Raw genomic sequence first — 13,855 nt, forward strand, 5'->3', positions numbered from 1 at the left:
CTTAATTGACATCAGATGGATGGTGATTATATAGATTTCACAGATTTCTAATTCACCATATCGGAGACAGGCCCCATGCGTTCTCTTATTCTTTCTGCTGCTGCGGCAGTGGCGATTGTCTTTGGCGGTGCGGCAGCACAGGCCGAGCGCCTGACCGAAAAGCCGCTGGTTGATGCCGCGTGGCTTTCGGATAATCTTGAAAACCCGTCTTTGGTGGTGGTCGATATCCGTTCGCTGACCAAGGAAGGCAGCCCCTATGATGCCGGGCATATTCCGGGTGCGGTGTTTGCGCCCTATGGCAAGTTCGGCTGGCGTGCCAAGGTTGGCGAGGTTGTCGGCCAGTTGCCGCCGGTTGATGTGATATCGGCCCGGATCGGCAGCCTTGGCATTGATAATGACAAACAGGTTGTTGTTGTGCCGGCCGGTCAGAACAGTTCGGATTTCGGTTCGGCGACCCGTGTTTACTGGACCTTTAAGGTGCTGGGCCATGATGCGGTTACCATCCTTGATGGCGGGCAGCGTGCCTGGGAAGCAGCCGGCAAGCCGGTTTCAACCGACGCGGTCGCCCCGCAGACCTTGGCATTCAATGCCAATTTCCGCCCGGAGCTTCTGGCGACGGCCGATGATGTTGCCAAGGCGCGTGAAAATGGTGTCGCGCTGGTTGATGCGCGTCCGTCGGCACAGTTCCGCGGCGAGCAGACCAGCCCCGTCGTGGCGCGTGCCGGTGCGATCCCCGGTGCGGTCAATATCGAACAGTCGGCGTTTTATGATGATCAGAAAGGCCAGTTTGTTGCATCCGATGTGATCAGCGGCCTTGTTGAAAATGCCGGTGTGTCGAAAGACGGTGATGAAATCACCTATTGCAATACCGGCCATTGGGCATCGGTTGCGTGGTTTGGCCTTTCGGAAGTGATGGGCAACAAAAACACCCGGATGTATGACGGCTCCATGACCGAATGGGCGGCTGATCCGTCGCGCGACGTGGTCGTTCCGGAATAATTCGGAAATACGGCGTAACACCCCTATAATACACGATGTTTTGACGGAACCGGGTTGCCCGGTTCCGTGCGTTTTCAGGTTTCCAGTCAGATAGAGCGTCACCACCATGTCTGAAACGACCCTTAATGTCCGTGCTTCGGGCTTTAGTTTTGACAAAGGGCCCGCAGCCGTCACGGCGATCCTGTTTGTGATTATCGCGGTGCTGATTGCGCAGGCAGTCGATATCCATCAGGCCGCGCTTTATGGCCTTGGCGGGTTGCTGGGCATTGCCCTTTATCATGCGTCATTCGGTTTTACCGGCGGCTGGCGGCGGTTTTCGGTCGAAAAGCGCGGCCGCGCGATGCGGGCCCAGCTTTTGATGATTGGCGTTGCCGCGGCGGCGTTTATTCCTTTGCTTGCCATCGGCGCACCACTTGGCACTCCGATTGTCGGCGCGGTGGCACCGGTTGGCGTTTCGGTTCTGGTCGGCGCGTTCATGTTCGGCCTTGGCATGCAGCTTGGCGGCGGATGCGGGTCGGGGACGCTGTTTACGGTTGGCGGCGGCAGTGCGCGCATGTTGCTGACGCTTGTGTTCTTTATCGTGGGTGCTGTGATCGGCACCGCACATTTGCCGATGTGGCTTGAACTGCCTTCCATGCCGCCCATGAGCCTCGGAACCGAATTTGGCATATGGGGCGGGTTGGGCGTGACCTTTGCCGGTCTGGCTTTGGTGGCGTTGATCACGATCTGGGTTGAAAAACGCGCCCATGGTTCGATTGAAACCGCACCGGTGGCATCGCGTGCGGGCTTTGCCCGATTGCTGCATGGTCCGTGGCCATTGGTCGGGACGGGTATCCTTCTGGCCGGGCTTAATGTTGCAACGCTTCTGAGTGCGGGGCATCCGTGGTCGATCACGTTCGGGTTCGGGCTTTGGGGGGCGAAGATCGCCCAAGGTATCGGTATTCCGGTTGAAACCTGGGAATTCTGGAACTGGGCCGGTCCGGCCAAGGCGCTTTCAAATTCGGTGCTGGCGGATAATACGTCGGTGATGAATTTCGGCATCGTGATCGGGGCGGCATTGGCGGCAAGCCTTGCGGGCAAATTCGCGCCCAAAGTGAAGGTGCCGTTTGCGTCCCTTCTGGCGGCGGCAGTTGGCGGGATTTTGATGGGCTATGGGGCGCGGCTGGCGTTTGGCTGCAATATCGGGGCGTTGTTTAGCGGCATCGCCTCGGGCAGCGTGCATGGCTGGCTCTGGTTTGTGATGGCCTTTGCCGGTAGCTGGATCGGTATTGCGCTGCGCCCGGTATTTGGCATGGACGGATTTAAAAAGTCATGAGCGAGAAAAATACAATCCTGTTTGGTGCGGTGTTCCTCGCGGCCAGCGGTGCGGTGGCGTTTGATCATTATCATCACACCAGCACGCCCGCCAATCCACCGGCAATATCCAACCCGGCCACCAGTCCGGCGGTCGGGTGTAATCCGTGTGCGGGTAATCCGTGCGGATCGAACCCCTGTGCCGCCAATCCTTGTGCCGCGAATCCCTGTGCGGGTTATAATCCTTGTGCCGCAAATCCATGTGCCGCAGCGCCGTGCGGTGCCAACCCGTGTGCCGCATATAACCCGTGCGGCGCGGGAGACCCCTGTGCGGCGTTTAACCCGTGCGCAGCAGAAAATCCGTGTGCGGCATATAATCCTTGCGGGGCAGGGAGCCCTTGTTCTGCCAATTAGGAACAAGGATATTTGCAATCAAAACAAGCCCGCGCTGCTTAAGTGACGGGCTTGTTTGCAAAATAAGCGTGGCCCATGACAAACATGGTGTTTGACAAGCAGACAAAACTCTGCGCATGTTGCCCTTGTTATCTGATCGCTCCAGAAGCGTAGAGGGGACTTTATTGGCCTCGCCTGTTGAGTGATCTACCGGAAAACCGCATTGAAGGGCCCTACTACGCGGGCTTTTCCGAAAGAATATGCAAGGCGCAGAGCTGACGTAATACATTCAAGGGCCGATTCCCTTCCCTCTGCTGCCGCAATACCAAGAGATACTTTTATTTGACCCAATTTTCGGATCTCGGCCTGGCCGAGCCCGTCCTTCGCGCTCTCAAGCATGAAGGCTATGATGCGCCAACGCCGATCCAGGCACAGGCCATCCCATCTCTCCTTGAAGGCAAAGACCTTCTGGGGATCGCACAGACCGGCACTGGCAAGACTGCTGCTTTTGCACTGCCGATCTTGGACCGTCTTTCCAAAAACGAAACCCGTACCCCGGCGAAATCATGCCGTGTGCTTGTGCTGGCGCCGACGCGTGAACTGGCCGCCCAGATTGGCGACAGCTTCCGTGCCTATGGCCGCTTCATGAACACCACGGTTGCCGTTGTTGTTGGCGGGGTTGCGCATGGTCCGCAGATCAAGGCGATCACGCCGGGTGTTGACGTTCTTGTCGCAACACCGGGCCGTTTGCTTGATCACATTGATGCAGGCAAGCTGAAACTTAACAATGTTGATGTCGTCGTGCTCGATGAGGCCGATCACATGCTTGATCTTGGCTTCCTGCCGCCGATCAAACGCATTATCAAGATGCTGCCGCGTGATCGTCAGAACCTGTTCTTCTCGGCCACCATGCCGTCGCAGATCGGGCAGCTTGCCGGTGATATGCTTTCCGATCCGGTCAAGGTTTCGGTGACCCCGGTTGCCACGACCCAGGAACGCGTCGAGCAGTCGGTCTATATGATCGAGAAAAACCGCAAGCGTCAGCTTCTGGCGGAATTGCTTGATAACCCGCTTTTCAAACGTACCCTTGTTTTCACCCGAACCAAGCGCGGGGCGGATCGTGTGGCGCGTCATCTTGAAAGCTGCAAGATCAGTGCTGCTGCGATTCATGGCAACAAAAGCCAGAATCAGCGCGAGCGTGCCTTGAACGCGTTCAAGGATGGTCAGATCGGCGTTCTGGTCGCAACCGACATTGCCGCACGCGGTATTGATGTCGACGGTGTGACCCACGTTGTGAATTTCGAACTTCCGAATGTCCCGGAAAGCTATGTTCACCGTATCGGTCGTACCGCACGCGGTGGGGCCAGCGGTTCGGCGATTGCATTCTGTGATGAAGAAGAACGCGGTCTTCTGCGTGATATAGAAAAAACCACCCGTCAGTCGATCCCGGTAATTGATCGTCGCGATGCAAAGGCAGCCGCCGAGCAGGACGCGATTTCAAAAGCCGAACGCGATGCCAATCCCGATCGTCGTGCCAGCAATGGCAATGGTAACGGGCGTGGCCGGAATGGCGGTGGTCGTCCGGGTGCAGGTGGCCGTAACGGTCAGGGGCGCAATGATGCCCGTGGTCGTAATGATCGCAATGACCGGAGCAATGATCGTCGTCGTACCGAAGAAACCACGCGCGATGTCGCCAGCGGATCGGAAAATTCCGGCCGTTACAAGGGCGGCATCAAGGGTGGTGCGGATCGCAACGAGCGTACTGATCGCGCAGCGGCCCGTCCGCAGGGGCGTGATGGTGCGCGTCGTGACGGTCGTGACAGTCGCGATGCCCGTGATACCCGTAACGCCAATGGCGATAACCGGGTTCGGACACCGAAAAAGGTGACTTCGAACGGGACGGGCGGCGGTGACAACCGCATTGCATCCAACCTTTCATTCCTTGGCAGCTCGGACGAGCGCCGCACAACCGGCAACGGTGCGACTGCAAATGGTAAACCGGGTCAGCCCGGCAAACCGGCAGCCCGCAACGCACGTCCGGGTCGTGCGCGCCCCGGCAAGCCAGTCGGTGGTCGTCCGGGCGCACGCCCGAATGGCGAACGCCGTTCTGAAAACAATTCCGGAAACCGCAGCAGGCGCGAAATCGCCTGAGGCAGCTTTCCAAACTGATTGGTGCATCCACGCGGGATGCGCCGTAACGCCAATCGACACTCTAAAGGAGATTTAAAGATGGCAACTGGTACCGTTAAATGGTTCAACGCAACCAAAGGCTTTGGTTTCATTCAGCCGGACGAAGGCGGAAATGACGTATTCCTGCACATCAGCGCCGTTGAACGCGCTGGTATGAACCACCCGCAGGAAGGCGACAAGATCAACTACGAACTGCGCACCGACTCACGTTCGGGCCGCGTTTCGGCTGACGATCTGACCGCTGCTTAATTCGGTTTGCCTTCGCTTGCGAAGGCGCTGATTTGCAAAACCCCCATCCGGGCAACCGGATGGGGGTTTTGTTTTATCTGTACGTTTTACGTGCCCATACCCTAGGGGCGCAGGAAGGCGATATTGGCCCGGGTCGCGGCACTGAGCACATGAAAGTGCATGGCATCGCGCGCACCCGATGGATTGCGGTCGCGTACATAGCGCAGGATCTGTTCATGTTCGCGCAACGGTGCCTTGATCGCGGCTGCATTGGCAAAGGGCAGCATCTGGTTTTCATGGATGGTTTGTGCGGCGGGAAAGATCGCAGCGGTAAATAACGGATTGCCCGATGCGGATAGCAATATTTCATGAAATTCGGTATCGGCATTGGCGGCCGTGATCAGGTCGTCAGCCTCGAACGCGGTTTGCATGTCATCGATGCTGCGTTGAAGGGCGATCAGGTGATCCCGCGTGCGGGCCTGTGCGGCGAGGCCCGCGACATAGGGTTCTATGGCAAGGCGGAACTGATAGACCTGTGCGGCCTGACGTTTCTGATTGTCATCGCGTGGCATTGCGTCATGGGGATCGGCGACATAGGCGCCCTTGCCAGCCTGAACCCGGATCAGTCCCATGGCTTCAAGCGTTGCGAGCGCCTCGCGCAGGCTGGCGCGGCTGATGCCAAGGGTGGCGGCCAGTTCGCGCTGGGCCGGTAAAGAGTCGCCAGGACCTAAGCCGTTGCTTTTAATCAGGTTGCGAATGGCGCGTGCGGCGCGTTCCGGGGCGGTTTCAGTGCGTGTCATGCGTTTTCCATAACTGGTCTGACCAGTTGTGTCAAAATTTATCCGGCGCAAAAATCCAATATATTTAAGGGTTATAGCTTTAATCAGCTTGTGATTCTTCGCAAGTGCGAAATTTACCCATGGACAATAGCATAAATTTTATGCAGTTATTTTATGCAGATTAAAAATAAGTCTAATAATCCACTTTCATACGGGTAGAGGCAAATGAACAAATTTCTGAAATCAACCATCGCCGCGATTGCCATGATTACGGCCCCGCTGGCAGGCGCATCAGCAGGGGCACTTGATAGCATCAAGGAAGCCGGCGTTTTGAAAGTCGCCGTGCCGCAGGACTTTCCGCCGTTCGGAAGTGTTGGCACCGACATGCAGCCCAAAGGCTATGACATCGATATGGCGGCCCTGATCGCAAGCGACCTTGGTGTGAAGCTTGAGCTGGTGCCGGTCGCGTCCAGTAACCGCATCCCGTATCTGACCACCGGCAAGGTCGATCTGGTGATTTCCAGTCTTGGCAAAAACCCGGACCGTGAAAAGGTGATTGATTTCACCGATGCTTATGCACCGTTCTATAACGGCGTTTTTGGCCCGGCTGATATCGACGTCAAGGGGGCCGAAGACCTTTCGGGGCATTCGGTTGGTGTGACGCGTGGTGCGATTGAAGATCTGGAATTGACCAAAATTGCCCCGGCGGATCTCGAAATCAAGCGTTATGAGGATAATAACGGCACGATTTCGGCCTTCCTTTCGGGCCAGGTTGACCTGATTGCGACCGGTAATGTCACGGCAGCGGCCATCATCGAACGCAACCCGCCGCGCAAGCCGGAGCCGAAATTCCTGATCAAAAACTCCCCTTGCTATGTGGGGCTGAACAAGGACGAGGATGCATTCAAAGCCAAGGTCAACGAGATCATCGCGGCGTCGATTGCCGATGGCCGTCTGAATGCGATTGCCGAAAAGTGGCTTGGCATTCCGCTGCCGCAAAAGCTCTGATCCTGACTTGATTGACTGATGGCTTCACCCCTGACCGGATTGCTTGGTTTCAATGGCTTATGAATTCGATTTCGGTGCAATTGTCCCGCATTGGCAATTGCTGCTTGACGGGGTTGTCCTGACAACCGAACTGACCGTCATCGGAGCTGTGGTTGGCGTCAGTCTGGGGACTTTGGGGGCGTGGGCGCGCGCATCGCGTGCCCCCGTCATCAGCCAGATCGTCGGCATATATGTGGAACTGATCCGCAATACGCCGTTTCTGGTGCAGTTGTTCTTTATCTTTTTTGGTCTTCCGGCGCTTGGCGTGAAGCTAAGTGAATTTCAGGCTGCTGTTCTGGCAATGATCGTCAATCTTGGTGCCTATTCGACCGAAATCATCCGGGCGGGTATCCTTGCGATCCCCAAGGGGCAGATCGAGGCCGCCCAAAGCCTTGCGATGAACCGGGTACAGATTTTCCGCTATGTCATTATCCGTCCGGCGCTCAAGAAAATCTGGCCAGCATTATCAAGCCAGATCGTGATTGTCATGCTGGGCTCGTCGGTCTGTTCGCAGATCGCGGCCGAGGAACTGACCTTTGCGGCGAACTATATCCAGGCCGTCAATTTCCGTGCCTTCGAGGTCTATTTCGTGGCGACCGCGCTTTATCTGGTGATGTCGGTACTGCTGCGCTGGGGTTTGAAGATATTTGGCAACTTCCTGTTTGAACGGCGCAGTCATGTCTGAATTCAGCCTTTGGGATATTGTTTATAATCTGCTGCTGGCCGCACGTTGGACGGTGTTGCTGTCACTTACCGCCTTTGTGCTGGGTGGGATTGTCGGGCTTTTGCTTTTGATGGTTCGGACCGCCGGTAATCCGTGGGCGATGCGTTTGGTGCGCGGCTATGTCGAACTGTTTCAGGGCACGCCGCTTTTGATGCAGCTATTCATCGTGTTCTTCGGTCTGCCGCTGATCGGGATTGATGTGTCGCCCTGGATCGCGGCGATGCTGGGGTTAACGCTGTTTACCAGTGCGTTTCTGACCGAAATCTGGCGGGGGTGCGTTGAATCCATCGGGCTTGGCCAATGGGAAGCATCGGCAAGCCTTGGCATGAATTTCCGCCAGCAGATGCGCTATATCATTCTGCCGCAGGCGCTTCGTATTGCGGTGCCGCCGACGGTCGGCTTTTCGGTGCAGGTGGTCAAGGGGACGGCGGTTGCCTCGATCATCGGGTTTGTCGAACTGACCAAGGCCGGGACCATGATCACCAACGCGACCTATGCGCCCTTTACGGTCTATGGCTGTGTGGCCGTCATGTATTTCCTGATCTGTTTCCCGCTTTCGCTTTATGCCCGCCATCTGGAAGGAAAACTTCGTCATGTCGCTCGTTGAACTGCACGCTATCCACAAAAGCTTTGGCGAGCTTGAAGTCCTTAAAGGCATCGACCTTAAGATCGAGGAAGGGCAGGTGATTGCCCTGATCGGGAAAAGCGGGTCGGGCAAAAGCACGCTTTTGCGCACCATTAACGGCCTTGAAACCATCAATGACGGGACGATCATGGTGGCGGGCAAGAAGGTTGGTGACCGCGATACCGATGTGCTTACGCTTCGGCTTAACGTTGGCATGGTGTTTCAGCAGTTCAATCTGTTCCCGCATTACACAGCACTTGAAAACGTCATGCTGTCGCCGCAGGTCGTGAAAAAGCAGTCAAAGGCCGAGGCGAAAGAAGTGGCCGAGGAAATGCTGGCCAAGGTCGGGCTTGCCGACAAGATGATGCATTACCCCGATCAGCTTTCAGGCGGGCAGCAGCAGCGCGTGGCGATTGCGCGTGCCCTTGCCATGAAGCCACGTGTATTGCTGTGTGACGAGGTGACATCGGCCCTTGATCCCGAGCTGGTGAACGAGGTTCTGGCCGTCGTGCGCCAGCTTGCCGAGGAGGGCATGACATTGGTGATGGTGACGCATGAAATGCGTTTCGCGCGCGAGGTTTGCGATAAACTGGTTTTCATGCATCAGGGCCGCATTCATGAAAGCGGTGCCCCCGAAGATGTTTTTGCCAATCCGAAAACCCCGGAACTTGCCAGCTTTGTTGGCGGGTTGGCGTGATCGCAGCCGGACAGGCTGTGATGGTTTTGTGACATCCTGATCGCGGGACGCGGAAAAAATTTCACTCTTTTTAGTTGAAACGCTAGAACGGTTCTTTGATATCGCCACCCGATAACAAGGACATCAGTGAAATGCGCGACGGGGTTACAGGACCGGATAGTCCCAATGAACAGCCTGCCATGAATGCCATGCTGGCACGGCTTGACCGATATCCGTTGCTGGTTCTTGCACTGGTGCTGATCGGGGCGTTTGCAACAAGCTGTGTTGCTCCCCTGACCGGGCTTTATATTGTTGAAGGACTGGGCGAACCGCCCTGGAAAACCAGCCTTGTTGCGATTGTGCAGGTTTGCGTCACGCTTTTGACCAACCGGGCATACGGGCGCGCGATTGACCGCGGTGTGCCGATCCGTTTCCTTGTGATCCCGAGTATTACCTGCTTTGCCGCGGGTATGCTGTTGCTGGGTACTTTTCAGGTTTACTGGGTGTATCTGGCGATTGTGTCGGTGTTGCTGGGTGTCGGGTCCGGGGTTTTGTCGGTTGTCTATTCGTTTGGACGGCTCTTTGCCGAGCAGACCGGGCGCAATATCGCCAAATTCAACGGATTCCTGCGGATGCAGACATCGCTTGGCTGGATGGTCGGACCTGCGGTGTCGCTGACGGTTTTCGGGGCATATGGCTTTGCCGTGACCTATTACGCGATTGCGGCATTGGCGGTGATCTGGTTTGGCGTCTGTTTGATGGTTGTGCCTGCTGCGTTTCGGACCCACCATCCCGGAATGCTTGATCCCAATGCAAAGATTCCGTTCAATCGCGGGCTTTTGGTTGCCTGTATTCCGGTGTTCTTGCTGGGTTCCGGGAATGTGGTTTTTGTGTCGGCCATGCCGCTTTATTTCTCGACCGAGCTTGGTTTGATGCCGTCTGCAGCCGGTCTTGAGCTGACCGTTAAATGCTTTGTCGAAGTGGTGGTGATTTATTACTGCGCATCAATCATTCGCAAGGTCGGCGAACGCAAGGGCATGGTGATTGCAGCGATCCTTGCCATCATCTTCTTTGGGGCAATCCACAGTGCCGACAGTCTGGCCGATGTTCTTGTTCTGTCGGTGCTTGACGGGCTTTATTACGGCATCTTCGCAGGGATCAGCATGACGTTTGTTCAAAACTTTGCCCCCGAGCAGCCCGGTGTCGCGACCAGCTATTATATGAGTTCGCTTTTTGTTGGGGGACTGGTCGGCAATCTTTTGACCGGGCTTGTGGCCAGTGCATTTGATTTCCGCACGACAACACTTTTTGCCTGTGGCCTTGCGGCGATTGGCTGTTTTGTTTTGGTGTTGATGCGCGAAGCAAAGCATTCAGAGCGGACAATAGGGACAGCGTGAAGATGGCTTGACTTTCATCGTGTCCCGGCGATGATCGCGCCATGTCAGAACAAACCCAAAATACGCGCCCGCGTTTGTTTGTCGATGCCGATGCCTGCCCGGTGAAGGCGGAATGCGAACGTGTGGCCGAACGCCATCGTCTGGAAATGATCATGGTGTCAAACGGCGGTATTCGCCCGTCGCGCAATCCGTTGGTCCAGATCGTGATTGTGCCGCCGGAACCCGATGCCGCCGACGACTGGATTGCCGAAAATGCGGTTAGAAACGATGTAATCGTAACCAACGATATTCCGCTGGCATCGCGGGGGCTTGAAATCGGGGCGCGCGTGTTGCGACCCAATGGTCAGGAATTTACCGAGGCGAATATCGGCAATGCGCTGGCGGGGCGTGAAATTGCCGCCCATATGCGCGAAGTCACCGGGGAGCAGGGCCGCAATGCGGGCTTTACCCAGAAGGACCGGTCGCGGTTTTCCAATATGCTGGAAGTCACGATACAGGCCGCCCTGCGCGGTTAAGCGCAAGGCGGCCTGCCACAGGTCCCGGCCGATCATCTGAGGGAGTGCGACCGGGCTTCCCCCCTGCGGAATGTGATATTCCTAGAACGGATAGTGGCGTTTGCCGCTTTGGATCGTGATCCAGCGCATTTCGGTGAATTCATCAATCGATGCCTGCGATCCGAAGCGGCCATAGCCGCTGGCTTTCACCCCGCCAAACGGCATCTGGGCTTCGTCCTGAACGGTCGGGCTGTTGATGTGGCAGATGCCGCTTTCGATCCGTTTGGCGACTTCCATCGCGCGCGGGATGTTGGTCGAAAAGACGGCAGATGACAGACCATATTCGCTGTCATTGGCGATGCGGACAGCTTCGTCTTCGTTACCGGCACGGATAACAACACAGACCGGGCCAAAGCTTTCCTCGGCATAAATCCGCATGGCGGGGGTGACGTGATCAAGCAGGGTCGCATCCATCAGCACGCCATCACGTGCCTTGCCGGAACCGGCGACCAGTTTTGCGCCCTTGGAAACCGCGTCTTCGACCAGCTCTTCGATCCGGTTGACGGCCTCGACATTCACGACACCGCCCAGAATATGTTCGGCCTTTGCCGGATCGCCGGCGGTCAGCGTTTTGGCCTTGGCGGCCAGTTTGGCAACGAAATCATCGGCAACCGCATTGTCAACGATCAGGCGTTCGGTCGACATGCAAATCTGGCCCTGGTTCATATAGGCCCCGAATGCGGCACCATTGACCGCTTCGTCAATGTCGGCATCGTCCAGCACAAGGAAAGGTGCCTTGCCACCCAGTTCAAGCAGAACCGGTTTAAGGTGTTCCGCCCCCAGTTTGGCGATGATGCGGCCAACCCGGGTGGAGCCGGTAAAGTTGATGCGGCGCACTGCCGGATGGGCGATCAGGGTTTCGACGATTTCCGGGGCGTCTTCGGGGGCGTTGGTCACGACATTGATGACACCGGCCGGTGCGCCGGCTTCGACCAGGCATTGCCCGATCAGGCGATGCAGGGCGGGGCACAGTTCGGATGCCTTGAGCACCACGGTGTTGCCACAGGCAAGCGGCATGGCAATCGCGCGCGTGCCAAGGATGACCGGCGCATTCCATGGCGCAATGCCCAGAACCACGCCAACCGGCTGTCGAATGCCCATGGCCATCAGGCCCGGCGTGTCGGACGGGATCAGGTTGCCCTGAATCTGGGTTGTCATTGCACCGGCCTCGCGCAGCATATTGGCCGCAAGATGGGCGTTGAAACCGCCCCACATGCGGGTACTGCCGGTTTCTTCAAGGACGAGACGACCAAACTCGTTGCCTTTGTCTTCCATGATGTCGGCGGCTTTGAGCAAAATCTTGCGCCGTGCGCCCGGACCCATTTTTGACCATTCCGGGAATGCGGCGGCGGCGGCATCGGCGGCCTTGCGCGCATCGGCGGGGCTGGCGGCAGCAGCAGAGGTTGCGACCTTGCCGGTGACCGGGTTCTTGCGTTCGAATGTCCGGTTGCTGGTGGCATTCACGGCTTCGTTGTTGATCAATAGCTTGGCATCGTTCACGACGTTTCTCCTGATTTCTTCTTTATGTTCTTCTGTGCGGCGGCGAAAGGCAGCTTTGCGCCGGGCAAGACCCGGAAAGGTCTTTGGGCAGTGATTCCGGTTTTCCCGCTTTGGCGTTACCTCAGGAAGATGGATACAGAAAATCTGTTATCTACTTTGATGTTCAAAGTAAAAATGTGACGTATCCTCCTGTCCGTTTACTCGCATGTGCAAAATAACGGAAACGCATTGTTCAATATGTCTTGTTGTTATTGGCGGTTGCTTTGACCGCAATATTAGTAAGCGCTGTAAGCGTTCCGATGTAAAGATGGTCAAATTGACATTTTAAGACGAAAAATTGTACTATTTTACATATAACCATTTGGAATGTTTCAGGATCAAAAAGGCATGGTTTCGCCGGTGATTGCAAAAAATCAACGCCCGGAAGCATTTGGCATCCAACCGTTCGGTGATCCGGTGCCGGTCACGACACAGGCAGTGATGTACCGTTTTGATCATGCATTGTCGTCCCAGGACTGGGTGATGAATGACCGGGCGCGTCGGGACCGGTGCCATGCGGTTTTGATGCTGTCGGGGCGGGCGCATATCCGGTTGCGTCAGGGCACGATTGACTGTCATGCCCCGGCACTTGTGTGGTTGCCGCTTGGCGAAACGCAGGCGATATCGGTCAATGCCGGGGCGGATGGATATCTGTTATCGGCGGCGGACGATCTGGTGGCGCGCCATTGCGGGGGCAGTTCAACCGGCACAAGTGTGCCGCCAGTGCCGGGCGGGGGGCTGCCGTTACGGTTTGCCGCCGATACGGTTCATAACGTCACCCCGGCGGAGGGCAGCAATAATCTGACGTTACTTGCGCGCAGCTTTGATGCGATCCGGGCGGAGCTTATGCAAAATGGGCTTGGTGCTGGGATCGTGGTTGGGGCGCATCTTCAGATCATCCTGACGATGGTTTTGCGACTGGCCAAAGGGATGATCGAACAGCGCGATAAACATCGCCCCGGATCGATCACGTTTCAGCGGTTTTTGCAGACGCTAGAGCTTCATTTTCGCGAACATTGGAACATTGCCGATTATGCCACGGCCCTTGGCGTCAGCGAGCGGCGGCTGGGGTCGGCGGTGATGCGGGCGACCGGAAAGCCGCCCCTGACACTCGTGCATGAGCGTGTCATTCGCGAAGCCTGCATGCGGCTGGAACAAAGTCCGCTGGCGGTCGCGCAGATTGCCTATGGACTTGGTTTTCGTGATCCGGCCTATTTCAGCCGGTTTTTCAAACGCTACATGGGCGAGGCACCCGGCGCCTACCGCCGCCTGCGTCGGGCCGAGGAACGGGCGCGCGACAATACCTTTGCCGCGTGGCCATAAGGGGGGCGCAAGGCAATTGTCGCAGAATTGTCGCAAAGCCTCACCGTTTTTTGATGCTGCTTTGCAAACCAATTGCCATTTTTTGATC

13 protein-coding genes are annotated in these 13,855 nt (G+C 56.7%); 11 read left to right on the plus strand and 2 right to left on the minus strand.

Features of this window, described 5'->3' with window-relative positions:
- The first annotated feature begins 75 nt into the window (after positions 1–75).
- The 4 genes from P8T57_RS14565 to P8T57_RS14580 all read left to right on the plus strand — a co-directional run bounded on the left by P8T57_RS14565 (position 76) and on the right by P8T57_RS14580 (position 5,124).
- Positions 76–999: a sulfurtransferase gene (locus tag P8T57_RS14565; RefSeq protein WP_341363522.1), complete on the plus strand. Its 924-nt coding sequence runs from the start codon at positions 76–78 to the stop codon at positions 997–999.
- Between the two features lie 106 nt (positions 1,000–1,105).
- Positions 1,106–2,314 carry a YeeE/YedE family protein gene (locus tag P8T57_RS14570; RefSeq protein ID WP_341363523.1) on the plus strand — a complete coding sequence of 403 codons (1,209 nt, stop codon included), beginning with the start codon at positions 1,106–1,108 and terminating at the stop codon, positions 2,312–2,314.
- Positions 2,315–3,027: 713 nt separating this feature from the next.
- Positions 3,028–4,836 carry a DEAD/DEAH box helicase gene (locus P8T57_RS14575; protein WP_341363524.1) on the plus strand — a complete coding sequence of 603 codons (1,809 nt, stop codon included), beginning with the start codon at positions 3,028–3,030 and terminating at the stop codon, positions 4,834–4,836.
- 78 nt (positions 4,837–4,914) lie between these two features.
- Positions 4,915–5,124: a cold-shock protein gene (locus P8T57_RS14580; protein WP_007090722.1), complete on the plus strand. Its 210-nt coding sequence runs from the start codon at positions 4,915–4,917 to the stop codon at positions 5,122–5,124.
- 101 nt (positions 5,125–5,225) lie between these two features.
- Here the strand turns inward: P8T57_RS14580 and P8T57_RS14585 are convergent, their stop codons facing one another.
- Positions 5,226–5,903, minus strand: a complete 678-nt coding sequence (locus tag P8T57_RS14585; protein WP_341363525.1) for an FCD domain-containing protein — start codon at positions 5,901–5,903, stop codon at positions 5,226–5,228.
- Positions 5,904–6,107: 204 nt separating this feature from the next.
- On the opposite strand from P8T57_RS14585, the gene P8T57_RS14590 reads away from it, so the two are divergent.
- From P8T57_RS14590 to P8T57_RS14615, 6 genes are all read left to right on the plus strand, one after another.
- Positions 6,108–6,890: a transporter substrate-binding domain-containing protein gene (locus P8T57_RS14590; protein WP_341363526.1), complete on the plus strand. Its 783-nt coding sequence runs from the start codon at positions 6,108–6,110 to the stop codon at positions 6,888–6,890.
- A 52-nt stretch (positions 6,891–6,942) separates the two neighbouring features.
- A complete protein-coding gene (locus tag P8T57_RS14595; RefSeq protein WP_007090725.1) occupies positions 6,943–7,614 on the plus strand; it encodes an amino acid ABC transporter permease in 672 nt (223 codons plus the stop codon).
- Complete coding sequence (locus tag P8T57_RS14600) at positions 7,607–8,260, plus strand: amino acid ABC transporter permease (RefSeq protein ID WP_007090726.1); 654 nt, start codon at positions 7,607–7,609, stop codon at positions 8,258–8,260. Before P8T57_RS14595 ends, P8T57_RS14600 begins: the two co-directional genes overlap by 8 nt.
- Positions 8,247–8,975: an amino acid ABC transporter ATP-binding protein gene (locus P8T57_RS14605; protein WP_007090727.1), complete on the plus strand. Its 729-nt coding sequence runs from the start codon at positions 8,247–8,249 to the stop codon at positions 8,973–8,975. The genes P8T57_RS14600 and P8T57_RS14605 overlap by 14 nt, the downstream gene beginning before the upstream one ends.
- Positions 8,976–9,106: 131 nt before the next feature.
- Positions 9,107–10,351: an MFS transporter gene (locus tag P8T57_RS14610; protein ID WP_341363527.1), complete on the plus strand. Its 1,245-nt coding sequence runs from the start codon at positions 9,107–9,109 to the stop codon at positions 10,349–10,351.
- Positions 10,352–10,392: 41 nt separating this feature from the next.
- A complete protein-coding gene (locus P8T57_RS14615) occupies positions 10,393–10,866 on the plus strand; it encodes a YaiI/YqxD family protein (RefSeq protein ID WP_007090729.1) in 474 nt (157 codons plus the stop codon).
- A gap of 81 nt (positions 10,867–10,947) precedes the next feature.
- Here P8T57_RS14615 and P8T57_RS14620 read toward each other — a convergent pair whose 3' ends face one another.
- Positions 10,948–12,405, minus strand: coding sequence for an aldehyde dehydrogenase (locus P8T57_RS14620; RefSeq protein ID WP_007090730.1), 1,458 nt, complete (start codon positions 12,403–12,405; stop codon positions 10,948–10,950).
- Between the two features lie 387 nt (positions 12,406–12,792).
- Between P8T57_RS14620 and P8T57_RS14625 the strand changes: the two genes are divergently transcribed.
- Positions 12,793–13,767, plus strand: a complete 975-nt coding sequence (locus P8T57_RS14625) for a helix-turn-helix domain-containing protein (RefSeq protein WP_341363528.1) — start codon at positions 12,793–12,795, stop codon at positions 13,765–13,767.
- Positions 13,768–13,855 lie beyond the last annotated feature (88 nt).

Source organism: Thalassospira sp. SN3W, from assembly GCF_038070535.1.
Classification (GTDB): Bacteria; Pseudomonadota; Alphaproteobacteria; order Rhodospirillales; family Thalassospiraceae; genus Thalassospira; species Thalassospira xiamenensis.

What these genes read in the sequence shown, in the direction of transcription:
- P8T57_RS14565 (WP_341363522.1), top strand. Translation starts at nt 76, where the DNA reads ATGCGTTCTCTTATTCTTTCTGCTGCTGCGGCAGTGGCGATTGTCTTT.
- P8T57_RS14570 (WP_341363523.1), top strand. Translation starts at nt 1,106, where the DNA reads ATGTCTGAAACGACCCTTAATGTCCGTGCTTCGGGCTTTAGTTTTGAC.
- P8T57_RS14580 (WP_007090722.1), top strand. Translation starts at nt 4,915, where the DNA reads ATGGCAACTGGTACCGTTAAATGGTTCAACGCAACCAAAGGCTTTGGT.
- P8T57_RS14585 (WP_341363525.1), bottom strand. Translation starts at nt 5,903, where the DNA reads ATGACACGCACTGAAACCGCCCCGGAACGCGCCGCACGCGCCATTCGC.
- P8T57_RS14590 (WP_341363526.1), top strand. Translation starts at nt 6,108, where the DNA reads ATGAACAAATTTCTGAAATCAACCATCGCCGCGATTGCCATGATTACG.
- P8T57_RS14595 (WP_007090725.1), top strand. Translation starts at nt 6,943, where the DNA reads ATGGCTTATGAATTCGATTTCGGTGCAATTGTCCCGCATTGGCAATTG.
- P8T57_RS14600 (WP_007090726.1), top strand. Translation starts at nt 7,607, where the DNA reads ATGTCTGAATTCAGCCTTTGGGATATTGTTTATAATCTGCTGCTGGCC.
- P8T57_RS14605 (WP_007090727.1), top strand. Translation starts at nt 8,247, where the DNA reads ATGTCGCTCGTTGAACTGCACGCTATCCACAAAAGCTTTGGCGAGCTT.
- P8T57_RS14610 (WP_341363527.1), top strand. Translation starts at nt 9,107, where the DNA reads ATGCGCGACGGGGTTACAGGACCGGATAGTCCCAATGAACAGCCTGCC.
- P8T57_RS14615 (WP_007090729.1), top strand. Translation starts at nt 10,393, where the DNA reads ATGTCAGAACAAACCCAAAATACGCGCCCGCGTTTGTTTGTCGATGCC.
- P8T57_RS14625 (WP_341363528.1), top strand. Translation starts at nt 12,793, where the DNA reads ATGGTTTCGCCGGTGATTGCAAAAAATCAACGCCCGGAAGCATTTGGC.